The sequence below is a fragment of the Microbacterium sp. W1-4-2 genome (assembly GCF_058349885.2).
Genome location: NZ_JBYRJC020000005.1, coordinates 13977 through 35348 on the forward strand (window position 1 = coordinate 13977; position 21372 = coordinate 35348).

Below are 21372 nucleotides of genomic sequence, written 5' to 3' on the forward strand. Positions count from 1 at the left end.
CATGAGCTTCCTCGAGTACGCGCCGGCCCCCGAGTCGCGCAGCATCCTGAACCTGAAAGAGCGGTACGGCCTGTTCATCGACGGTGAGTTCGTCGACGGCACCGGCGGCTCGTTCACGACCATCTCGCCCGCCGACGAGTCGCGCATCGCCGAGATCGCACTCGCCTCGGACGCCGACGTCGACGCCGCCGTCGCGGCCGCGCGCCGCGCGCACGCCAAGGTGTGGGCGAAGATGAGCGGCCGCGACCGCGGCAAATACCTCTTCCGCATCGCACGGCTCGTGCAGGAGCGGGCGCGCGAGCTCGCCGTGGCCGAGAGCCTCGACAACGGCAAGCCGATCAAAGAGAGCCGCGACGTCGACGTGCCGCTGGTCGCCGCCTGGTTCTTCTACTACGCCGGCTGGGCCGACAAGCTCGACTATGCGGGCCTGGGCGCCGACCCGCGCTCGCTGGGCGTGGCCGGCCAGGTCATCCCGTGGAACTTCCCGCTGCTCATGCTCGCGTGGAAGATCGCGCCGGCGATGGCGTCCGGCAACACCGTCGTGCTCAAGCCGGCCGAGACCACGCCGCTGTCGGCGCTGATCTTCGCCGAGATCCTGCAGCAGGCCGACCTTCCGCCCGGAGTCGTCAACATCGTCACCGGCGCCGGGGCGACCGGAGCGGCCCTGGTGCGGCATCCCGACGTCGACAAGGTGGCCTTCACCGGCTCGACGGGAGTGGGCCGTTCGATCGCGCGCGCTGTTGCGGGCACGGGCAAGTCGCTCACGCTCGAGCTCGGCGGCAAGGCGGCCAACATCGTCTTCGACGATGCGCCCATCGACCAGGCGATCGAGGGGATCGTCAACGGCATCTTCTTCAACCAGGGGCACGTCTGCTGCGCGGGCAGCCGCCTGCTGGTTCAGGAATCGATCCACGACGAGGTCATCGACCGGCTGAAGTCGCGGCTGTCGACCCTGCGCCTCGGCGACCCGCTCGACAAGAACACCGATATCGGCGCGATCAACTCGTCGGCCCAGCTCGACCGCATCCGCACGCTGAGCGACGCCGGCGAGCAGGAGGGCGCACAGCGCTGGACCGCCGACTGCGCGATTCCCGACAAGGGGTTCTGGTTCGCCCCGACGATCTTCACGGGGGTCGAGGCATCCCACCGCATCGCACGCGAAGAGGTCTTCGGACCGGTGCTGTCGGTGCTCACGTTCCGCACCCCGGCCGAGGCCATCGCCAAGGCCAACAACACGCCGTACGGCCTGTCGGCGGGCATCTGGAGCGACAAGGGCTCGCGCATCCTGGCCGTCGCCGACCGGCTGCGCGCCGGGGTCGTCTGGGCGAACACGTTCAACCGGTTCGATCCGGCCTCGCCCTTCGGCGGTTACAAGGAGTCGGGCTACGGCCGCGAGGGCGGCCGCCACGGCCTGGCCGCCTATCTCAAGCCCGCCGGCTCGGCGCCCGCCGTCGAGCGGGTGACGTCCAGCCCGGCCGTTGCGCGAGCGAAGCGGGCCGAAACGACGGCGGCGGACAAGCCCGCCCGCAAGAGCCGCAAGGAGGTCTCGCGATGAGCGCCCGACTGACCGTTCCCAAGACCTACAAGCTCGCGATCGGCGGGGCGTTCCCGCGCAGCGAGTCAGGCCGCACGTATGAGGTCGTCTCGGCCAAGGGCGCATTCCTCGCGAACGCGGCCAAGGCCTCCCGCAAGGACGCCCGCGACGCCGTGCGCGCCGCGCGCTCGGCGCAGTCCGGCTGGGCGGGGGCGACGGCTTACAACCGGGGGCAGGTGCTGTACCGCGTCGCCGAGATCCTCGAGGGCCGTCGCGCGCAGTTCGTGGACGAGATCGTCGCGCAGGAGGGCGTGTCGCCTGCGGCCGCAGGCGCCCAGGTCGACGCGGCGGTCGACCTGTGGGTGTGGTACGCCGGCTGGTGCGACAAGTACGCACAGGTCGCGGGGGGGCTGAACCCCGTCGCGGGCGCCTACTTCAACATCTCTGCGCCCGAGCCCACCGGCGTGGTCGCCGCCATCGCTGCGCAGGACTCCGCTCTGCTCGGGCTGGTGGCGGTGCTCGCACCGGCGCTCGTGGCCGGCAACGCCGTGGTCGTGGTGGCCAGCGAGCGGTTCCCGCTGTCGGCGATCAGCCTCGCCGAGGTGCTGGCGACCAGCGACGTGCCCGGGGGAGTCGTGAATGTCCTGACCGGTTCGCCCGCCGAGCTCGGCCCCTGGCTCGCAGACCACGCCGACGTCAACGCGCTGGATCTCGCGGGCGCCGGCGAGATCGACTGGATCGACCTGCAGATGCGCGCCGCCGAGACCCTCAAGCGCGTGCTCGTGCCGGGCGACCCGGTCGCCTCGCCGCAGCGGATCGCGGCCTTCACCGAGGTCAAGACGGTGTGGCACCCCAAGAGCATGCTGTAGTCCCGGCATCCCGATCCTGCTGTCCGGCTGCGATCCTCCGAACCCTGTGAGACGCGGCTCGGGCGGCGGCCGGGGCGCAGCCGTGCCAGACTCGACAGTGAGATGAGTGTCCGGCGGTCCGCGAAGAGCGGCACCGGTCTGCCGTTCGGAGCGGTGATGGCCACCGGCGCGGCCGCGCAGCTGTGCGACCTCGTGGGCCTGACGACCTGGGCGCCGGTGCTCGTGGCCCTGACCGTCCTGATCGCGGCCGCGGTCACCGTGAAGGGCGTCGCCGGCATCCGCCGGCCGGATGCGCTGCGCGTCGGGTTCGGGCACTTCACGATTCCCGTGGGGCTCGGTGTGATCGCCGTGGCCCTGGCCGCGGACGGCGCACCGGCGATCGCCGTGCTGCGCACGGGATGCGTCTGGGCGGCGTGGGCGTCCACTGCGGTTCTGCTGGTCGCGGTGATCGGGCGGCTGCCGTGGACGCGTCCGGGGCTCGCCGCGGTGAACGGTGTCTGGTTCATCGCGCCGGCGGCGCTGTTGGCGGATGCCGCGGCCGCCGTGGTGCTCGTTCGCACCGCTGCACCGGCTGAGGCGTCGGCGTCGGTGACCGTGGCCGTGTGGTGCGTGTGGTCCGGCGTCGTCGGGTACGCGCTGCTTCTCGTGGCGGCGACCGTGCGCGTCGTGCGCCATCGCCTCGCGGGCGCGCCCGGCGTCGCCTGGTGGATCGTCACCGGATGCGGGGGACTGGCCGCCGATGCGCTCGGACACGTCGGCGCGGTCGTCCCCGGCCGAACCGGCGCGCTCGCGGCGACCGCGGTGTGCTGTTGGGCCGTGGCCTCGGCGATGTTCGTGCCGATGGCCGTCGGCAGCCTGCGCGCGCTGTGGCGTCGGCGGCGTCTGGGCGGAGCGTGGCCACCGGCGTTCTCAAGCGGGGTCTATGCGCTGGGGACCGCCCAGGTCGCGGCTCTCGCGCCGGCGCTGCGCGTCGGGCCGCTGGCTGTGGCGGTCGCCGTCGAGACGCTCGTCGTGTGGGTGGCGATCGCGGCCGTGCACATCATCGGCGGCGCCCGCGGGGCTCAAGCGATCCGATCATGCGGTCGGTGAGGAGCCCGGCGACACGCGCGGGTTGCGGATGCCCGCGAACGAGATCACCCCGCCGAGGGCGAACATCGCGGAGGTCACGATCGCAGCATGCCAGAACCCCTGCAGGTTCAGCACGCCGCCGACGATCAGGCCGAGCAGGGCGACGGCGACGAGTCCCGCGATCCGCGAGACGGCGTTGTTGACGGCCGAGGCGATGCCGCTGCGGGAGGTGTCGATCGCCCCGAGGATCGCCGCCGTCAACGGCGCGACCGTCAGGGTGAGCCCGATGCCGAAGACGATCACCGAGGGCAGCACCTGCAGCCAGTAGTCGAAGCCTTCGCGCACCGTCAGCAGCAGCGCGACTCCGCCCGCCATGACGATCGGACCGGCCGTCATGAACAGACGCGGCCCGAGCTTGCCCGCCCATGCGCCCACGTGCGAGCTGAACAGGATCATGATGATCGTCGACGGCAGACTCGCCAGGCCCGCCAGGGTCGCAGGCAGTCCTGCGCCCTGCTGCAGATAGACGGTCAGCACGAGGCCGTTGAGCGAGAGCGCGCCGTAGATGAACGCGGTCGCGAGGTTGCCCGCTGAGAAGTTGCGGATGCGGAACAGCGCGAGCGGCATCATCGGCTCGCGCGCGAAGCGCTGGCGCACCAGGAACCCCGCGATGCACAGCACGCCGCCGGCCATCGATCCCCAGATCGCCGGCGACGACCAGCCCAGTCGCTCCTGCTCGATGAGCGCGAAGACGGTTCCCCCGAGCCCCGCCGTGCACAGCACGGCGCCGAGCCAGTCGACGGTCGCGTCGGGCAGGCGCCGGTCGCGCTGGTGCAGGATCGCCAGCAGCCACAGCGTCACGCCGATCGGCAGGACATTGATCAGGAACACGAGCCGCCACGAGACGAGGTCGACGAACACGCCGCCCAGGACCGGGCCGACGAGCATCGCGACGGTGGTGGCGCCGGTCCACGTGCCGATCGCGCGCGCCTGCGCAGGGCCGCGGAATGTCGAGGTGATCAGCGCGAGCGAACTCGGCACGAGCAGCGCGCCGGCGATGCCCTGCAGTCCGCGAGCGACGATGAGGAACAGGGGATCGATCGCGACGGCGGCCGCGATCGAGGTGAGACCGAAGCCGATCAGGCCCACGCGCAGCACGACCATGCGTCCGAACACGTCGCTGAGCGATCCTGCCACCAGGATCAGCGAGCCCAGCGTGATCAGGTAGGCGTCGACGACCCACTGCTGCGTCGCCAGACCTCCGCCCAGTTCCCGCTGGATGGCGGGGAGGGCCACGGTGACGACCGTGCCGTCCAGGAACGACACGAACGACGCGAGGATGGCGATGAGCAGCACCAGCCGCCGCGTCCGTGCGGTCGGGCCCGCGGCACTCGTCGACTCGCCTGCCCGGCCGCTCGCGTTCGCCGCCTCGTCCACGCCAAAACCATAGGCCACGCCTGCGACACCCGACAGGGCCTTCCGGACGCGACTCGCGGCGCGCACCGCATGCCGACAGCCGGAATGCCGTAGAATAGCGGTCGGGATCATCAGCGGCACGACGCCGAAGCGACGGTTGCAGGCCGATGCGTCCCGCCCCGTCTGCGCCCCCGTTCGAGCGCGTGCGGGGCATCGCAGCCCATCCGGTCGCACCGGCGCACACCCGGGGCTTCCGGACCTCACGCTCAGGAGGAGCATGCCGACCACGGCACCCGCCCAGACTTCCGCACGCCGCCGGAAGTCGTCGTCCGCACGGCGCGACGACGAGGCGCCCATCATCCCGATCCTCGCCCGCAAGGTGCGCGAGGTCGAGGCCAAGGCGCAGCGCGGCAAGCTCGGCCCGACCAACCGGGTCAAGTTCCAGGTCATCGCATTCCTGGTGCGCGAAGAGCGCGCCCGGGTCAAGGCCGACGCCGACCTGCCCGACGCCGTGCGCAGCGAGCTGCTCAAGCGTCTCGACGGCGTCGCGACGATCCTCGCCAAGACCGCCGCGCGCGACACGTCGCTGATCCAGCTGCTCGAGGCCGACCAGGCGACGTCGCCGGTCGCCAAGCGCATGCGCCGCGACTGGCTGCTCGAATCGGGTGCCGAACTGGCCCCCGACGAGCTCATCATCACGGACGTCGCTCCGGTGCAGGCGACGGTGGTGCCGGCGGCGCTCGCCGAGCGTCAGGTGACCCCGCCGCAGATCGAGGCGCGTCGCGACGCCAACCCGTTCCTCGCACCCGACCTCTCGATGCGCGCCGCCGGACCCACGCCCCGCCGCCGCCTCGACGGCTGGGAGCTCATGGGCCCGCTCTACAAGTCGTTCGCCACCGGCGCCGGCGGGGGAGCGGCCACGATGGACCTGCCGCCGGTCCCCGAGTTCGACCGGCTGTCGCCGAAGGGCCTGGAAGTGATGGCGCACCAGTCCCGATTCCTCGAGGCGGTGCGCGCCGGCCACCGCTCGTTCCTGCTCGCCGACGAGCCGGGCCTGGGCAAGACCGCCGAGTCCGTGCTGGCCGCATCCGTGGCCAACGCGTACCCGCTGCTGGCGGTCGTCCCCAACGTCGTCAAGATGAACTGGGCGCGCGAGGTCGAGCGGTGGACGCCGCACCGCCGCGCCACGGTGATCTCGGGCGACGGCGAGGACGTGGATGCCTTCGCCGACGTGTTCATCGTCAACTACGAGATCCTCGACCGGCATCTGTCGTGGCTGGGCGGTCTGGGACTGAAGGGCCTGGTCGTCGACGAGGCGCACTTCATCAAGAACCTCTCCTCGCAGCGGTCGCAGAACGTGCTGGCGCTGGCCGGGCGCATCCGCGAGCAGGTGCGCCGGCCGCTGCTGCTGGCGCTGACCGGCACCCCCCTGATCAACGACGTCGAGGACTTCGACGCGATCTGGCGGTTCCTTGGCTGGACCAACGGCGAGAAGCCGGGCGCCGAGCTCATGCAGAAGCTCGACGCGACCGGGCTCACCCCCGCCGACAAGGCGTTCTACCCCGAGGCACGCGACGCGGTCATCTCGATGGGCATCGTGCGTCGCAAGAAGAAGGATGTCGCAGCCGACCTGCCCGACAAGCTCATCGCCGATCTGCCGGTGGAGCTCGACGACGAGTACGGCCGCTCGATCCGTCAGGCCGAGCACGAGCTCGGCGAGCGCCTGGCCGCGCGATACCGTCGCATCATCGAGGCGCGCGGCGACCGGGGCCTGGCCCCCGGCGAGATCGACGGCGACATCGTGCGCCTGGTCGCCCAGAACGAGCTCGACGAGTCGAAGGCGGCCGGCACCGGCGGTGACAACGTCTTCACCATGGTCCGCAAGATCGGTCAGGCGAAGTCCCTGCTGGCCGCCGATTACGCCGTGCAGCTGCAGCGCTCGGTCGGCAAGGTCGTCTTCTTCGCCAAGCACATCGACGTGATGGATGCCGCAGAAGCCCACTTCGCGGCATCCGGCCTGAAATACGTCTCGGTGCGCGGCGACCAGTCCACTCCCGCTCGGCAAGAGGCGATCGACGCGTTCAACAACGACGCCGAGGTCGGTGTGGCGGTCTGCTCGCTGACCGCCGCCGGCGTGGGCCTGAACATGCAGGCCGCATCGAACGTCGTGCTCGCCGAGCTCAGCTGGACCGCCGCCGAGCAGACGCAGGCGATCGACCGCGTGCACCGCATCGGCCAGGACGAGCCGGTCACGGCGTGGCGGATCATCGCCGCGCACACGATCGACACGAAGATCGCCGAGCTCATCGATTCGAAGCAGGGGCTTGCGGCCCGTGCACTCGACGGCGAGGCGGTCGATCCGACCTCGAGCGATTCGGTGCAGCTGTCGGCGCTCATGCACCTGACCCGCCAGGCCCTGGGCGGGGAGTGATCCGCCTCCGGTCGTGATCGCGGCGGCCTGCGCACCGCCCCGGTCGCGACCGCGGGCGGGCTGCGGGGCGCGCTAAGGTCGATCCTGGCAGCGTCGCCGGCATCCCCATTCCGACCCGAGGACGACAAGCATGAAGATCGGCATCCTGACCAGCGGTGGCGACTGCCCCGGCCTGAACGCGGTCATCCGCGGCATCGTGCTCAAGGGCACGACGACGTACGACCTCGAGTTCGTGGGCATCCGCGACGGCTGGCGGGGTGTGGTCGAGGGTGACTTCTTCCCCCTCACCCGCCACGAGGTCAAAGGCCTGTCGAAGGTCGGGGGCACGATCCTCGGCACGAGCCGCACGAACCCGTACGAGGGACCGCGCGGCGGGGCCGAGAACATCGCCAAGACCCTGTACGGCCACCGTCTGGACGGCATCATCGCCATCGGCGGCGAGGGGACGCTCGCGGCCGCCGACCGGCTGTCGAAGGACGGCCTGAACGTCATCGGCGTTCCCAAGACGATCGACAACGATCTGCGCGCCACCGACTACTCGTTCGGCTTCGACACCGCGGTGAACATCGCGACCGACGCGATGGATCGCCTGCGCACCACCGGCGACTCGCACCAGCGCTGCATGGTCGCCGAGGTCATGGGCCGCCACGTCGGATGGATCGCGCTGCACGCCGGCATGGCCGCAGGGGCGCACGCGATCTGCATCCCCGAGGTGCCGATGTCGATCGATGACGTCTGCGAGCTGGTGACCCGCGCACACGACCGCGGTCGTGCGCCGCTGGTCGTCGTGTCCGAGGGCTTCACGCTGACCGGAATGGACGAGGCGTACAGCGACAAGGGCCTGGATGCCTTCAACCGCCCGCGCCTGGGCGGCATCGGCGAGGTGATCGCGCCGGAGATCGAGCGCATCACCGGTATCGAGACCCGCTCGACGGTGCTCGGCCACATCCAGCGCGGCGGATCGCCCTCGGCGTTCGACCGGGTGCTGGCGACCCGGCTGGGGCTGCACGCGGCCGACGCGATCGTCGACGAGGCGTGGGGCCAGATGGTCGCGATGCGCGGCACCGACATCGTCCGCGTGCCGTTTGCCGAGGCGCTCGGCGAGCTGAACACGGTGCCCCGGTACCGCTACGACGAGGCCGCCGTCCTCTTCGGCTGAGTCGCGGGGCGGATGCCGGGGGCTACGCCTCGGCGACGCCGAGGACGTCCAGCAGCCAGGCCAGCTCGTACGCGCGCTCGCGCCAGGCGTTGTAGCGGCCGCTGACGCCGCCGTGCCCGGCGACCATCTCGCACTTCAACAGCGCGTCGGCGCCGACCTCCCGCAGCCGGGCGACCCACTTGGCCGGCTCGACGTACAGCACGCGGGTGTCGTTCAGCGAGGTGACCGCGAGCACGCGCGGGTACACGGCATCCTCCCGCACGTTCTCGTACGGCGTGTACGACTTCATGTACGCATACACGCCCGCGTCGTGCAGCGGGTCGCCCCACTCGTCCCACTCCACGACCGTCAGCGGCAGCGACGGGTCGAGGATGCTGGTCAGCGCATCGACGAACGGCACCCCGGCCAGAACGCCGGCGAACAGCTCGGGCGCGAGATTCGCCACGGCGCCCATGAGCAGGCCGCCGGCCGACCGGCCCTCGGCGGCCATGCGGTCGGGTGAGGTGATCCCGGCGTCGACGAGATGCCGCGCGCAGTCCACGAAGTCGGTGAACGTGTTGCGCTTGTGCTGCATCTTGCCGTCCTCGTACCACTGCCGGCCCATCTCGCCGCCGCCGCGCACGTGGGCGACGGCGAACACGACGCCGCGGTCGAGCTCGCTCAGGCGCGCGATCGAGAAGCCCGGCTCGATCGAGTGCTCGTACGAGCCGTAGCCGTACAGGTGCAGCGGGCGGGGCGCGTCGCCGGGGTGGCCGAACGACCGCTTCCACACGAGCGAGACGGGCACCTGCGTGCCGTCGCCGGCCGTGGCCCACACGCGCTCCTGCGCATAGTCGGCGGGGTCGTAGCCGCCGAGCACGGGCTCGCGCTTGCGCAGCAGCTTCTCGCCGGTGTCGACGACGTAGTCGTACACGGTTCCCGGGGTGACGAACGAGGTGTAGACCAGGCGGATCACCGGCGGCGCCCACTCCGGGTTGCCGGCGGTGCCGGCGGCGTAGAGCGGCTCGTCGAACGTGAGCTCGTCGATCCGGCTCGTGGCGTAGTCGAACATGCCCATGCGCGCGAGACCCTCGCGGCGGTAGCCGATCACGCCGAAGTCGCGGAACGTCGACAGGCCCAGCAGGCGCCGCCCGGGGGTGTGCGGCACGACGACTTCGCGCGAGCCTTCGGGGTCGGATGCCGCGACCCGCACCAGCTCGAAGTCCAGGGCGTCCTTGTTGTGCAGGATGTACAGGACGTCCTCGCCGTCCACGACGGCGTGGTCGCTGTCGTACTCGACGCCCTCCTCACGCGGCCACACCACGCGCGGCTGACCGCGCAGGTCGTCGGCGTCGAGGATCCACTCCTCGCTCGTGACGGCCGAGCCCAGCCCGATCACGAGGTACCTGTCGCTGCGGGTGAAGCCCGCGCCCACCCAGAACTTCTCGTCGGGCTCGTGGAACAGAGTCACATCGTCGGCGACGGGCGTGCCCAGCTCGTGCAGCCACACGGTGTCGGGGCGCCACGCCTCGTCGACGGTGGAGTACACGACGAACCGGCCGTCGGGCGAGAGCGATGCCCCCGAGAACGTGCCGGGGATCTCGTCGGGCAGGTTCTGTCCGGTGCGCAGGTCGCGCACGCGCAGCGTGTAGCGCTCGTCGCCGGCGATGTCCACGCCGTAGAGCATCAGGGTCCCGTCGTTCGAGACCTCGAAGGTGCCGAGCGAGAAGAACTCGTGGCCTTCGGCCTCGACGTTCGCGTCCAGCAGCACCTGCTCGCCGGGCACGTCCACGTCCGGAGCGAGCTCGGGCGGGGTCCAGTCGTCGGGCGAGGCCAGGGGAGCGCGGCACTGGATGCCGTACTGCTGTCCCTCTACGGTGCGGCCGTAGTACCACCAGTCGCCGCGGCGCGTGGGCACCGACAGGTCGGTCTCCTGCGTGCGGCCCTTGATCTCGCCGAAGACGCTCTCGCGCAGCGGTGCCAGGTGCGCGGTGCGCGCGTCGGTGTATGCGTTCTCGGCCTCGAGGTGCGCGATCACGGCCGGATCGTCCTTCGCGCGCATCCACTCGTACGGGTCCTCGAACGTGTCGCCGTGATGGGTGCGTGCGACGGGACGGCGGTCGGCGACGGGGGCGGAGACGGATGCCGCAGCGGCGGCACTGAGTTCGGTCACGGTAGTCCACGCTAGCGGGCGGTTCACGGATCCCGCCCTCACGTGAGAGTATTTCTGTGTCCCGGGAAGCCGGGGCCGCGACTCCGTGAACTCTTCGTTCGCATCGCCGATCCCGTCGGCCGAACCCTGCCCGCATCTCCCGGAAAGCGAACGGTGGAAACCGCAGCCCTGATCGTCGTGCTGGTCATCGCCCTGGCACTCTTCTTCGACTTCACGAACGGATTCCACGACACGGCCAACGCGATGGCGACGCCCATTGCGACCGGCGCGCTCAAACCGAAGGTCGCCGTGGGCCTGGCCGCAGGCCTGAACCTGGTCGGGGCGTTCCTGTCCACCGAGGTGTCGCAGACCGTCTCGCACGGGCTCATCCCCGTCGAAGACATGGCGAACCCGGTCGCCTTCCTGCCGATGATCTTCGCCGGCCTCATCGGCGCGATCGCCTGGAACATGCTCACGTGGCTGCTGGGCCTTCCGTCGAGCTCCTCGCACGCGCTGTTCGGCGGCCTGATCGGCGCCACCCTCGTCGGGTTCGGCCTGTCCGGCATCAACTTCGGAGTGCTGCTGAGCAAGATCATCCTGCCTGCCGTGCTCTCGCCGCTGACGGCGGGGATCATCGCGTTCCTCGTGACGCGCATGGCGTACGGCATGACCCGCCGATACGACGGCAAGCCCGACGGGCGCAGCGGCTTCCGCTGGGGGCAGATCTTCACCTCGTCGATGGTCGCCCTCGCGCACGGCACGAACGATGCGCAGAAGACGATGGGCATCATCACCCTCGCGCTGATCACGGTCGGCTGGCAGAACAAGAACCAGGCCGAGCCGCACATCTGGGTGATCCTCGCGTGTGCGTTCACGATCGCCCTGGGCACCTACCTCGGCGGCTGGCGCATCATCCGCACGCTCGGCAAGGGGCTCACCGACATCAAGCCTGCGCAGGGCTTCGCCGCCGAGACGTCGACGGCCGCGACGATCCTCGCCTCGAGCGCGCTCGGCTTCGCGCTGTCGACGACGCAGGTCGCCTCGGGCTCGGTCATCGGCTCGGGGCTCGGACGGCGCGGCTCGAAGGTGCGCTGGGGCACGGCCGGCAAGATCGCGGTCGGCTGGCTGCTCACGCTGCCGGCCGCGGCCGCGGTGGGAGCGGTGGCGGCCCTCATCGTCGGATGGCTCGGAACCTGGGGCATCCTCGTGGACGCGCTCCTGGCGCTGGCGATCATCGTCGGTCTGTTCCTGCGCTCCAAGCGCGACGAGGTGACGGCGGCGAACGCGATGAGCGACGTCGCCGAGTCGGGGCGCGCGGTCAAGGTCAAGAAGAACCCGCCGCCCACCCGCCGACAGCGCGCCATCATCCGCGAGGAGGAGCGGCGCAAGGCCGAGGAGAAGGCGCGGCGCAAGGCCGAGGAGCGGGAGCGTGAGCGCCGGCGCGCCGAGGAGGAGGCGCGCGCCAAGGCCGAGAAGAAGGCGAAGGCGAAGGCCGACGCGAAGAAGAGCTCCGAGCGCAAGAAGCACGCCGACGCGCAGAAGAAGGCGGACGGCAGGAAGAAGAAGGCGGACGGCAAGAAGAAGAAGGCCGACGGCAAGAAGCAGGGCGGCGGCGAGAAATCGGCCGCCGAGAAGTCGGCCGCCGAGAAGGGCTCGAAATGATCACGATCGACTGGTTCGCATTCCTGCAGGTCTTCATCGCCGCCCTGATCGGCGCCGTGCTCGTCGTCGGCTTCTACGCGATCGGTCTGCGTCTGCTCGTGCGCGCGGGCCGGGTGCCCGTCGTCGCCCCGGCCGAGTTCACCGACGCGATCACCGTGATCTCGCCGAAAGAGGCCGCCCGTGCCGAGAAGGCCGCGGCCAAGGCGGCCCGCAAGAGCCCGCTCACGAGCGGCCAGAAGAACCTCGCGTTCGTCGGGGCCTGCGTGTCGTTCATCCTGTGCGCACTCGCCGTGCTCGGCGGCATCCTGCTCATCGTCCTGCACTGACGATCCCGCCGCCGACACGTCTGGGCGGCGCGGTCGCGGACCCCTAGGCTGAGGGGCATGGATGCCGCATCCGCCCGTTTCAGCGCGCACGCGCCCGCACTGCGCACGATCGTGCATGTCAGCGATACGCACCTGCTGGGCGGCAACCGTCCGCTGGTCGGCCGGTACGACACGTCGGCGAACCTCGGGCGCACGCTCGCGGCCATCGAACGGCTGGCGGTGCGCCCCGACGCGCTCGTGTTCACGGGCGATCTGACCGATCTCGGCGAACCGGAGGCGTACCTCGCGCTGAAGGCGGCCGTCGAACCGGTCGCGCAGCGGCTGGGCGCACCGGTGGTGTGGGTCGCCGGCAACCACGACGAGCGACCCGAGCTGCGCGAGGCGCTGCTGGGCGGGACGCCCAGCGACGAGCCGGTCACCGGCGTGTGGGATCTCGGCGGCCTGCGGCTGATCGCGCTCGACTCGTCGGTGCCCGGATGGCACCATGGGGACCTCGACCCCGCGCAGCTCGAGTGGCTCGGCGAGCAGCTGGCGGAGCCGGCGCCCCTGGGCACCCTGCTGGCGATGCACCATCCGCCGCTGCCCGGGCACATCCCGCTGTTCGACATCCTCGAACTGCGCCACCAGGACGCCCTGGCGTCGGTGATCGCGGGCACCGACGTGCGCGGCATCCTCGCCGGTCACCTGCACTATTCCACGCACGGCATGTTCGCCGGCGTGCCCGTGAGCGTGTGCGCCGCCACGTGCTACACCATGAATCTCGCGCGCCCCGCAGCCGAGGTCAACGGGATGGATGCCGGTCAGTCGTTCCACCTCGTGCACGTGTACGACGAGACGATCACGCACGCGGTGGTGCCCGCGATCGACGCCCCCACCGCGGACGTGTTCAACGAGGAGTGGGTGGCCCGCATGGCGGCGCTGAGCCCGCAGGAGCGGCTCGAGGCGTTCTCGCGCAAGGCGCCGCGGCGGCGGCCCTGAACTTCGTCGCGACCGGCACGACGTCGCGTACAGTACGGGCGGCGGCGCTGTACGTCACGTACACCGGGCGCGGAGGAGCGGACGGGTAGGCTCGAAGCATCCCGATTCGCCGTGACCCACAAGGATGCTGACACACATGGCTATGGACGCAACGATGCGCACTCGCACCGAGACCGACTCGCTGGGCTCGATGGAGATCCCCGCCGATGCCTATTGGGGCATCCACACGGCGCGGGCCCTCGAGAACTTCCCGATCGCGAAGCGGCCGATCTCGGTCTACGACGACTTCGTCAGGGCGCTCGCGATGGTCAAGCAGGCCTCGGCGCGCGCGAACCGCGAGATCGGCGTCCTGCCGCCCGAGAAGGCGGATCTCATCGACCGCGCCGCCCAGCTGATCATCGAGGGCAAGTTCCACGACCAGTTCGTGGTCGGCGTCATCCAGGGCGGGGCCGGCACGTCGACGAACATGAACGCGAACGAGGTCGTCACGAACGTGGCCCTCGAGCTCGCCGGCCGCGAGAAGGGCGACTACGCGTTCCTCGCCCCGATCGACGACACCAACCGCAGCCAGTCCACCAACGACGTCTACCCGACGGCCATCAAGGTCGGTCTGTCGCTCCTGCTGCAGAGTCTGCTCGACGAGCTCGACCTGCTGCGCAAGTCGTTCCTGGCGAAGGCCGTCGAATTCCACGACATCCTCAAGGTCGGACGCACCCAGCTGCAGGACGCCGTCCCGATGACCCTCGGGCAGGAGTTCCACGGGTTCGCCACGACCCTCGGCGAGGACCTCAGCCGCCTGACCGAGAACGCGAGCCTGCTGACCGAGATCAACATGGGCGCCACCGCGATCGGCACGGGGATCACGACCCACCCGGGCTATGCGCCGGCGGTGCTGCGCCACCTGCGCGAGATCTCGGGCGTGGACCTGTCCACGGCGAGCGACCTGGTCGAGGCCACCAGCGACACCGGATCGTTCATGTCGTTCTCGTCGTCGCTGAAGCGCAACGCGATCAAGCTCTCGAAGATCTGCAACGACCTGCGACTGCTCTCCAGCGGTCCGCAGGCGGGCCTCGGCGAGATCAACCTGCCGGCGATGGCGGCGGGCTCGTCGATCATGCCCGGCAAGGTCAACCCGGTCATCCCCGAGGTCGTCAACCAGGTCGCCTTCTCGGTGGCCGGCGCCGACGTCACCGTCACGATGGCAGCCGAGGCAGGGCAGCTGCAGCTGAACGCGTTCGAGCCGGTCATCGCGCACTCGATCTTCCAGTCGATCACCTGGATGCGTCAGGCCATGTGGACACTGCGGGTCAATTGCGTCGACGGCATCACCGCCAACCGCGAGCGCCTGGGCGCCATGGTCGGCTCGTCGGTGGGTGTGGTCACGGCGCTGACCCCGTTCATCGGCTACGCCGCCTCGGCCGCCCTCGCCAAGACCGCGCTGCTGACCGGCCGCAACGTCGCCGACCTCGTGGTCGAGGCGGGCCTGATGAGCCGCGAAGAGGTCACCAAGCAGCTCTCGCCGGCGCGTCTGTCGGGCCTGGAGGCGATCACCACCGAGATCCCCGTCGTGCAGCCGGCCGAGAACGTCGTCGCCGACGAGGCGCACTGATCCACCGGCTCGCGGTGCGACACGGCGTGCCCGCGCTGCGTCGTACCGCGCGCACGCGCCGGTAGCGTGGGGCCGTAGTGTCCGCACACCGGAAGGCCAGGTACATGACGAACGCGCCCGACTCCGAGACCCCGCAGCCCGGGCCCGCCCCGCAGCCGGGGCCGCCGCCCGCCGCACCGCCCTCGCCCGCCGCTCCGCCCTACGCCGAGGCGCCCGCCCCCGCACCGGCGTACGGGCAGGCTCCCGCGTACCCGCCCGCCCCGCCGGCGTACGGCCAGGCCGCGGTGGCGCAGAACCCCGGCCGCACCCTCGGCATCGTCGCGTTCGTCCTGGCGTTCGTGTTCCAGCTCCTGGGTCTGATCCTGGGCATCGTCGCCCTCGTGCAGAGCCGGCGCGCCGGTCAGAAGAACGGGCTCGCTCTCGCCGCGGTCATCATCAGTGCGGTGCTGCTCGTGATCGGCGCCATCGTGCTGGTCATCGTCGTCGTCGCGGGGTTCGCCGTCGCCGGTCAGCTCGCCGAGATCTGCAACCAGCTCGGCCCGGGTGTCCACGACGTCGGCGGGGTCACCTACACCTGCTCCTGAACGGGCGCATCCGACGCTGCGGCGGGGCCGAACGGTCCCGCCGCAGCGTCGTTCGGTGTGGATGCCCCGCGTCCTGAGCGTGCGGCGCAGCCGAGGCGGTAGCGTGGGGGAGCAGACCGCGTGCACGCGGCATCCCTACCGGAAGGCGTGGCCATGACGAACGTTCCCGACCCCGAGAACCCGCAGCCCGAGCAGGGTCCGGCCCAGCCCGAGCAGCCGCCGGGCCAAGCCGCGCAGCCCGAGCAGCCGCAGGCCCCGACGCCTCCCGCGCCGCCGGCGTACGGTCAGCCGGCGGCGGGTCAGGTGCCGCCTCCGGCGTACGGACAGCCCCCGACGTACGGACAACAGCAGCCCGCGTACGGGCAGGTCCCGTCCTATCCGCCGGCGGCCCCCGCCTACGGACAGCAGCCGGCGACGATCCCCGGTCGCACGATGGGCATCGTCGCGTTCATCCTGTCGTTGGCGGGCCTGGTCACCGGCATCACGTCGTTGATCGGCCTGATCCTGGGCATCGTCGCGATGGTGCAGAGCAGGAAGGCGGGACTCAAGAACGGCTTCGCCCTGGCGGCGATCATCATCGGCGCGATCCTGCTGGTGCTCTCGATCATCGGCCTCTTCGTCGCGATCGCGTTCTTCGTCTCGTTGGCCAACGCCGTCAACCTCTGCACCGCCGACCCGTCGGGGTACGTGAACATCTGGGGCATCTCGCTCAGCTGCGCCGACTTCTTGAACTCATACCGGTGATCCGCGCGGGAGCGGCCCGCCCTCAGTCCAGAATGCGGCAGTGGGTGGTCAGCTCTCCGATGCCGCCGACGGCCACCGTCACGGTCGAGCGGTCGCGCAGGAAGATCTGCGGATCGCGGGAGTAGCCGGCCCCGCCCGGCGACCCCGTCGAGATCAGCGTGCCCGGCTGCAGCGTCGCCGACTGAGACAGGTGTGACACCAGCTTCGCGACCGGTCGGATCATCTGAGCGGTCGAGGCATCCTGCACCCGGTGCCCGTCCACGACGGTCCAGATGTGCAGATCCTGCGGGTCGTCGATCTCGTCGGCGGTCACCACGAACGGCCCCGTCGGCGTGAAGCCGTCGAACGACTTGCACCGCGACCACTGGGCCTCGGCGAACTGGATGTCGCGGGCGGTGATGTCGTTGACGACGGTGTACCCCCAGACGTGCGCGAGCGCGTCATCCGGCGAGACGTCCTTGGCGGCTCGGCCGACGATCACTCCGAGCTCGGCCTCGTAGTCGACCGACTCGCTCAGCGACCGGTTCCAGGTCGTGGTGGCGTCGTGCCCGGTGAGCGAGTTCGGCCACAGCGTGAAGACGGTCGGCGCGGTGTCGGCTTTCAGGCCGAGCTCGCTGGAGTGCGCGGCGTAGTTCAGCCCCACGGCGAGCACGACCGGCGGTGCGAGCACGGCCGAGGCGTAGGTCACCGTGTCGAGGGGATGCCCCGCCCCGCCGCGCGCTGCCGCCCGGCGCACACGATCCAGCAGGTCGTCGCCGCCGTCGATCAGCTCCTGCAGCGTCGACGGCCCGCCCTCGAGCAGCTCCCGCACCGGAAGGGCGACGCCGTCCTGCACCACCGCGAGGGTCGGGATCGCGCGCGCCGAGTCGGTCTCGGAGGCGCGTCCGGGGACGATCACGTGGGCGAAGCGCATCCTTCCAACCTACCGCCGGGCCGTCTCGCGAGAGGCGGCGGGCGACGGCTCCTATGCTGATCGTCATGTCGTTCCCTTCGCCGTTCGCCCGCGGCTACACCCAGCACGACGCCCCGGTGCCCACCGGCCCCACCGCAGTCACCGTGCCCGCGCTGCCACAGCTCGCCTCGAAGGGGCGCCGTGCCGTGCCGTGGCTGATCGCGGTGGTCGCGGTGGCGCTGCTGGGTCTCGTGGCGTACTTCCTCGAGGCCCTCGGACCGGGGGCCGCGATCATCGGCATGATCGTCGCCCTCGTACCGCTGGCCGCGGTGCTGCTGACGGTCCGCTTCATCGACCGCTGGGAGCCCGAACCGCGCAGTCTCGTCGCCCTCGCCCTCGCGTGGGGAGCCGTCGCGGCCATCGCCATCGCCCTCGGCGTCGACCTGCTGCTCACGCTCGCCCTGGGACCTGCCCGGACCGACCTGCGCGAACTGCTCCAGGCCGTGGTCCAGGCGCCCCTGATCGAAGAGTTCGCGAAGGGGCTCGGCGTCTTCCTCGTCTTCGCCACCGCGCGGCGCGCGTTCGACGGGCCGGTGGACGGCATCGTCTACGGAGCGCTGGTCGCGGCGGGATTCGCCTTCACCGAGAACATCCAGTACTTCGCGGTGAGCATGATCGAGGGCGGCGCCTCGCAGCTGACGACGACGTTCATCCTGCGCGGCCTGCTCTCGCCGTTCGCGCACGTCATGTTCACCTCGGTCACGGGTTTCGCCGTGGGACTGGCCGCGCGCCGCGGCCTGCGAACGTCCGCCGCCGTCGGACCGTGGCTGCTCGGCGTGCTCGGGGCCGCAGCCCTGCACGCCGTCTGGAACGTCTCGGCGCAGTTCTTCGACTTCTTCGCCCTGTACGCCACGCTGCAGGTGCCGCTGTTCGTCCTGTTCATCATCGGGATCGCACTGCTGCGCCGCGAGGAGCGACGGCTGACCCGGGAACGGCTGGGGGAGTATGCGACGGCCGGCTGGTTCACGCCGCAGGAGGTCGACATGCTCGCCACCTCCCACGGCCGGCGGGCGGCCCTCGCCTGGGCGGGCACGCTGCGCGGCGATCGCACCGCGCTGATGCGCGGATTCATCGCCGATGCCACGACCCTCGCCGCCGTCCGCCAGCGGATCGTGACCGGCCGCGACCCGGGCGCGGCCGCCGATCAGCAGACGCTCCTGGTCCGCACCGTCGCCGCGCGGCGGGCCCTGTTCGCCCCGTGACCGCCCCTGCGGGCACGCGTCGAGCCGACCCGCAACGAGACTCAGCGCCCGGTGCCGCGGCGATGCCTGCGTGTCTCCCGAGCGCTGAGTTGACCTGTCACCAGGATGACACGGCCCGCCGGACCCGTCAAGCATCCCCGCTCGCGTTGACCGCATGGACGCCGTCGGGTTGGATGGAACCCATGACTGACAACCGCACGAAGCCCGAGATCGACGCGCCCGAAGGGCCGGCTCCGACCGAGCTCGTCATCCGAGACATCATCGTCGGCGACGGTGCCGAGGCCAAGGCCGGCGACACCGTCACGGTGCACTACGCCGGCGTCGAGTACGAGTCGGGCGAGGAGTTCGACTCGTCGTGGAACCGCGGCGAGTCGATCCAGTTCCCGCTGCGGGGCCTGATCCAGGGCTGGCAGGACGGCATCCCGGGCATGAAGGAGGGCGGTCGGCGCGAGCTCGTCATCCCGCCGCACCTGGCTTACGGTCCCGCCGGCGGCCACTTCCTGGGCGGCAAGACCCTGATCTTCGTGATCGACCTCATCTCCGTCGGCTGAGCCGGCGACAGACGGAAGATGGATGCCTCGGACGAGGCATCCATCTTTTTTCGTATTCATCGGAATAGATCTCGGAAGCCGTCCGTTACACCTCTCTGAACGCGCCGCACGGGCGCTCCCCAGACCGATAAGGACGGATATGACCGACTCGACCATCGCTCCCGAGATCGCAGGATACAAGCCCGGCACGTGGGCGCTCGACCCCGCGCACAGCGAGGTGCAGTTCAGCGTGCGCCACATGATGATCTCGAAGGTCCGTGGCAAGTTCGGCGTCAAGAGCGCCACCCTCTACGCTCCCGAGAACCCGCTCGAGGCGCGTGTCGAGGCCAGCGTCGACGTGTCCAGCGTCGACACGAACGACGAGAACCGCGACGGCCACCTGCGTTCGGCCGACTTCTTCGACACCGAGAACCACCCCACGATGGAGTTCCGCTCGACCGGCGTGCGCATCGAGAAGGGCGAGTTCCTCGTCGACGGAGACCTGACCATCCGCGGCACCACCAAGCCGGTCACGTTCGACTTCGACTTCGGCGGCTTCGGCGCCGACCCGTACGGCAACTACAAGGCCGGTGCGACCGCCAAGACCGTGATCAACCGCGAGGACTTCGGCCTCACCTGGAACGCCGCGCTCGAGACCGGCGGCGTGCTCGTGGGCAAGGACGTCACCATCGAGCTCGACCTGCAGGGCGCCCTGCAGGCCTGATCCCGCGCACCCGACGACCCCGACCGGACCCCAGCCGGTCGGGGTCGTCTCGCGTCTGCGGACAGCGCATGCCACACCTCAGGGAACAGGGTGCAGCGCGTCGTACTCGCGGAACCGCGGGTGCATGCGGGCGAGCACGGCCACCAGCCCGATCACGATGAGCCCGCCCAGCAGCGGGGGGAACCACAGCGCCGTGAACGTGGCGAGCGTGCCGGCGTAGAGCGCGCCCACGCGCGGGCCGCCGGCGACCACCACGATGAACACGCCCTGCAGGCGGCCGCGCATGGCGTCGGGCACGGCCGCCTGCATCATCGTGTTGCGGTAGATCGAGCTGACGTTGTCGGCGGCGCCCGAGCAGGCCAGCAGCAGCGCGGCGGCGCCGATCAGCACGATGTTCGCCGAGTCCGCTCCGACGTGGGGCGGTGCGAACCAGCCGGCGGTCGCGGCCACCAGCACGAGTCCGAACGCGGCGATGGCCGCGCCATACGCGATCACCGCGCGCTCGATGCCCAGCCCGTGGTGGCGCACGCGCCCGATCGGGCCCGAGAACAGGCTCGACAGCAGGGTCCCGGCCGCGACGGCCGCGGTGAGCACGCCGGTCGTGATGGCCCCGCCGCCCAGAAGGACCGCCCCGATCGCCGGGAACAGGGTCAGCGGCTGGCCGAACGTCATCGCCGTGATGTCCATGAGGTACTGTGCGCGGATGTTCGAGGCGCGCCGCAGGAACCGCCATCCGTCTTTCAGCGATTCCAGCCCGGGGCGCACGATCGTGCCCTCGGGCCGGATCGCCGGCAGCGTCCACAGCCCGAGGAACAGCGACGTCATCAGGGCGACGTCGATCGTGTACGTCCACGCGTATCCGGTGGTCGCCACGAGCACACCCGCCAGTGCCGGACCTGCCATGACCATGAGCCCGAACGCGATGCCGTTCAGCGCCGAGGCGGCCGGCAGCAGCTCGACCGGGATCAGCCGCGGCACGATCGCGGTGCGCGCGGCCATGACGATAGAGTTGGCCGCCGAGTTGACGATGCTCAGCGCATACAGCCACCACTGGGTCTCGCCGCCGAACCAGGTCAGCAGCGCCAGCAGCAGCGTGGAGGCGAAGGTGATGGATGCCGCGGCCAGCGCGACGATCCGGCGGTCGAACGCGTCGGCCAGCATGCCGCCGTACAAGCCTGCCAGCACCATCGGCACGAGGCCCGCGACGGCGATCATCGACACGGCGAACGTGTCGTGCGTGAGCGCGTACATCTGCAGCATGACGGCCACGAGCGTGAGCTGCCCACCCAGGCCCGACAGCGTCGACCCCGCCCACAGGCGCGCGAACGCGGGGGAGGTGGTCAGAGGCCGCAGGTCGATGAAATGGTCGCGAGACAGGCGTGCCATCACCGGGGCACCCGCGGGGTATGTCGCACGATTCGAGGGTAGCGCCCGGCCTGGCGCGTGGCGCTCA

At 70.8% G+C, this 21372-nt stretch carries 18 protein-coding genes; 14 read left to right on the forward strand and 4 right to left on the reverse strand.

The annotated features are described in order from the left end of the window. Position 1 precedes the first annotated feature (1 nt). From AC3RX0_RS15985 to AC3RX0_RS15995, 3 genes are all read left to right on the forward strand, one after another. Complete coding sequence (locus tag AC3RX0_RS15985; protein ID WP_491507002.1) at positions 2 to 1555, forward strand: aldehyde dehydrogenase family protein; 1554 nt, start codon at positions 2 to 4, stop codon at positions 1553 to 1555. Further along, positions 1552 to 2403, forward strand: a complete 852-nt coding sequence (locus AC3RX0_RS15990; RefSeq protein ID WP_491507003.1) for an aldehyde dehydrogenase family protein — start codon at positions 1552 to 1554, stop codon at positions 2401 to 2403. The genes AC3RX0_RS15985 and AC3RX0_RS15990 overlap by 4 nt, the downstream gene beginning before the upstream one ends. Positions 2404 to 2505: 102 nt before the next feature. Then, complete coding sequence (locus tag AC3RX0_RS15995; protein ID WP_491507004.1) at positions 2506 to 3492, forward strand: SLAC1 family transporter; 987 nt, start codon at positions 2506 to 2508, stop codon at positions 3490 to 3492. On the opposite strand, the gene AC3RX0_RS16000 is transcribed toward AC3RX0_RS15995, so the two are convergent. Then, on the reverse strand, positions 3478 to 4908 hold the full coding sequence (locus tag AC3RX0_RS16000) for an MFS transporter (RefSeq protein ID WP_491507005.1): 1431 nt from the start codon (positions 4906 to 4908) through the stop codon (positions 3478 to 3480). The genes AC3RX0_RS15995 and AC3RX0_RS16000 overlap by 15 nt on opposite strands. A gap of 256 nt (positions 4909 to 5164) precedes the next feature. Here AC3RX0_RS16000 and AC3RX0_RS16005 point away from each other — a divergent pair, with 256 nt between their 5' ends. Beyond that, complete coding sequence (locus tag AC3RX0_RS16005; RefSeq protein WP_491507006.1) at positions 5165 to 7318, forward strand: DEAD/DEAH box helicase; 2154 nt, start codon at positions 5165 to 5167, stop codon at positions 7316 to 7318. 130 nt (positions 7319 to 7448) lie between these two features. Continuing rightward, positions 7449 to 8477, forward strand: coding sequence for an ATP-dependent 6-phosphofructokinase (locus AC3RX0_RS16010; protein ID WP_491507007.1), 1029 nt, complete (start codon positions 7449 to 7451; stop codon positions 8475 to 8477). A 22-nt stretch (positions 8478 to 8499) separates the two neighbouring features. Here the strand turns inward: AC3RX0_RS16010 and AC3RX0_RS16015 are convergent, their stop codons facing one another. After that, positions 8500 to 10629 (reverse strand): S9 family peptidase, encoded by a 2130-nt coding sequence (locus AC3RX0_RS16015; RefSeq protein ID WP_491507008.1) that lies wholly within the window; start codon positions 10627 to 10629, stop codon positions 8500 to 8502. Positions 10630 to 10782: 153 nt separating this feature from the next. On the opposite strand from AC3RX0_RS16015, the gene AC3RX0_RS16020 reads away from it, so the two are divergent. The 6 genes from AC3RX0_RS16020 to AC3RX0_RS16045 all read left to right on the forward strand — a co-directional run bounded on the left by AC3RX0_RS16020 (position 10783) and on the right by AC3RX0_RS16045 (position 16511). Beyond that, entirely contained in the window at positions 10783 to 12270 is a 1488-nt protein-coding gene (locus AC3RX0_RS16020; RefSeq protein ID WP_491507009.1) for an inorganic phosphate transporter, read from the forward strand. Beyond that, positions 12267 to 12596 (forward strand): peptidase, encoded by a 330-nt coding sequence (locus tag AC3RX0_RS16025; protein ID WP_491507010.1) that lies wholly within the window; start codon positions 12267 to 12269, stop codon positions 12594 to 12596. Before AC3RX0_RS16020 ends, AC3RX0_RS16025 begins: the two co-directional genes overlap by 4 nt. Positions 12597 to 12653: 57 nt before the next feature. Continuing rightward, positions 12654 to 13574 carry a phosphodiesterase gene (locus AC3RX0_RS16030; protein WP_491507011.1) on the forward strand — a complete coding sequence of 307 codons (921 nt, stop codon included), beginning with the start codon at positions 12654 to 12656 and terminating at the stop codon, positions 13572 to 13574. A 136-nt stretch (positions 13575 to 13710) separates the two neighbouring features. Continuing rightward, positions 13711 to 15183 carry an aspartate ammonia-lyase gene (locus tag AC3RX0_RS16035; protein ID WP_491507012.1) on the forward strand — a complete coding sequence of 491 codons (1473 nt, stop codon included), beginning with the start codon at positions 13711 to 13713 and terminating at the stop codon, positions 15181 to 15183. 104 nt (positions 15184 to 15287) lie between these two features. Continuing rightward, positions 15288 to 15767 (forward strand): DUF4190 domain-containing protein, encoded by a 480-nt coding sequence (locus AC3RX0_RS16040; RefSeq protein WP_491507013.1) that lies wholly within the window; start codon positions 15288 to 15290, stop codon positions 15765 to 15767. A gap of 153 nt (positions 15768 to 15920) precedes the next feature. Beyond that, entirely contained in the window at positions 15921 to 16511 is a 591-nt protein-coding gene (locus AC3RX0_RS16045; protein ID WP_491507014.1) for a DUF4190 domain-containing protein, read from the forward strand. Positions 16512 to 16533: 22 nt separating this feature from the next. On the opposite strand, the gene AC3RX0_RS16050 is transcribed toward AC3RX0_RS16045, so the two are convergent. Beyond that, entirely contained in the window at positions 16534 to 17424 is an 891-nt protein-coding gene (locus AC3RX0_RS16050) for a fumarylacetoacetate hydrolase family protein (protein ID WP_491507015.1), read from the reverse strand. Positions 17425 to 17489: 65 nt separating this feature from the next. Here AC3RX0_RS16050 and AC3RX0_RS16055 point away from each other — a divergent pair, with 65 nt between their 5' ends. From AC3RX0_RS16055 to AC3RX0_RS16065, 3 genes are all read left to right on the forward strand, one after another. Next, the gene (locus AC3RX0_RS16055) at positions 17490 to 18665 is read left to right on the forward strand and encodes a PrsW family intramembrane metalloprotease (RefSeq protein WP_491507016.1); all 1176 of its coding nucleotides are present in this window, start codon (positions 17490 to 17492) and stop codon (positions 18663 to 18665) included. A 182-nt stretch (positions 18666 to 18847) separates the two neighbouring features. Continuing rightward, the gene (locus AC3RX0_RS16060; RefSeq protein WP_491507017.1) at positions 18848 to 19216 is read left to right on the forward strand and encodes an FKBP-type peptidyl-prolyl cis-trans isomerase; all 369 of its coding nucleotides are present in this window, start codon (positions 18848 to 18850) and stop codon (positions 19214 to 19216) included. 139 nt (positions 19217 to 19355) lie between these two features. Then, positions 19356 to 19919 carry a YceI family protein gene (locus AC3RX0_RS16065; RefSeq protein ID WP_491507018.1) on the forward strand — a complete coding sequence of 188 codons (564 nt, stop codon included), beginning with the start codon at positions 19356 to 19358 and terminating at the stop codon, positions 19917 to 19919. A gap of 78 nt (positions 19920 to 19997) precedes the next feature. Here the strand turns inward: AC3RX0_RS16065 and AC3RX0_RS16070 are convergent, their stop codons facing one another. Then, positions 19998 to 21305: an MFS transporter gene (locus AC3RX0_RS16070; RefSeq protein WP_491507019.1), complete on the reverse strand. Its 1308-nt coding sequence runs from the start codon at positions 21303 to 21305 to the stop codon at positions 19998 to 20000. Positions 21306 to 21372: the final 67 nt, after the last annotated feature.

Bases quoted from the DNA above. Each gene is read 5' to 3' on its own strand.
- AC3RX0_RS16005 (WP_491507006.1), top strand. From the start codon at position 5,165: ATGCCGACCACGGCACCCGCCCAGACTTCCGCACGCCGCCGGAAGTCG.
- AC3RX0_RS16070 (WP_491507019.1), bottom strand. From the start codon at position 21,305: ATGGCACGCCTGTCTCGCGACCATTTCATCGACCTGCGGCCTCTGACC.
- AC3RX0_RS16040 (WP_491507013.1), top strand. From the start codon at position 15,288: ATGACGAACGCGCCCGACTCCGAGACCCCGCAGCCCGGGCCCGCCCCG.
- AC3RX0_RS16035 (WP_491507012.1), top strand. From the start codon at position 13,711: ATGGCTATGGACGCAACGATGCGCACTCGCACCGAGACCGACTCGCTG.
- AC3RX0_RS16065 (WP_491507018.1), top strand. From the start codon at position 19,356: ATGACCGACTCGACCATCGCTCCCGAGATCGCAGGATACAAGCCCGGC.
- AC3RX0_RS16055 (WP_491507016.1), top strand. From the start codon at position 17,490: ATGTCGTTCCCTTCGCCGTTCGCCCGCGGCTACACCCAGCACGACGCC.
- AC3RX0_RS15990 (WP_491507003.1), top strand. From the start codon at position 1,552: ATGAGCGCCCGACTGACCGTTCCCAAGACCTACAAGCTCGCGATCGGC.
- AC3RX0_RS15995 (WP_491507004.1), top strand. From the start codon at position 2,506: ATGAGTGTCCGGCGGTCCGCGAAGAGCGGCACCGGTCTGCCGTTCGGA.
- AC3RX0_RS16010 (WP_491507007.1), top strand. From the start codon at position 7,449: ATGAAGATCGGCATCCTGACCAGCGGTGGCGACTGCCCCGGCCTGAAC.
- AC3RX0_RS15985 (WP_491507002.1), top strand. From the start codon at position 2: ATGAGCTTCCTCGAGTACGCGCCGGCCCCCGAGTCGCGCAGCATCCTG.
- AC3RX0_RS16030 (WP_491507011.1), top strand. From the start codon at position 12,654: ATGGATGCCGCATCCGCCCGTTTCAGCGCGCACGCGCCCGCACTGCGC.
- AC3RX0_RS16060 (WP_491507017.1), top strand. From the start codon at position 18,848: ATGACTGACAACCGCACGAAGCCCGAGATCGACGCGCCCGAAGGGCCG.
- AC3RX0_RS16025 (WP_491507010.1), top strand. From the start codon at position 12,267: ATGATCACGATCGACTGGTTCGCATTCCTGCAGGTCTTCATCGCCGCC.
- AC3RX0_RS16045 (WP_491507014.1), top strand. From the start codon at position 15,921: ATGACGAACGTTCCCGACCCCGAGAACCCGCAGCCCGAGCAGGGTCCG.
- AC3RX0_RS16050 (WP_491507015.1), bottom strand. From the start codon at position 17,424: ATGCGCTTCGCCCACGTGATCGTCCCCGGACGCGCCTCCGAGACCGAC.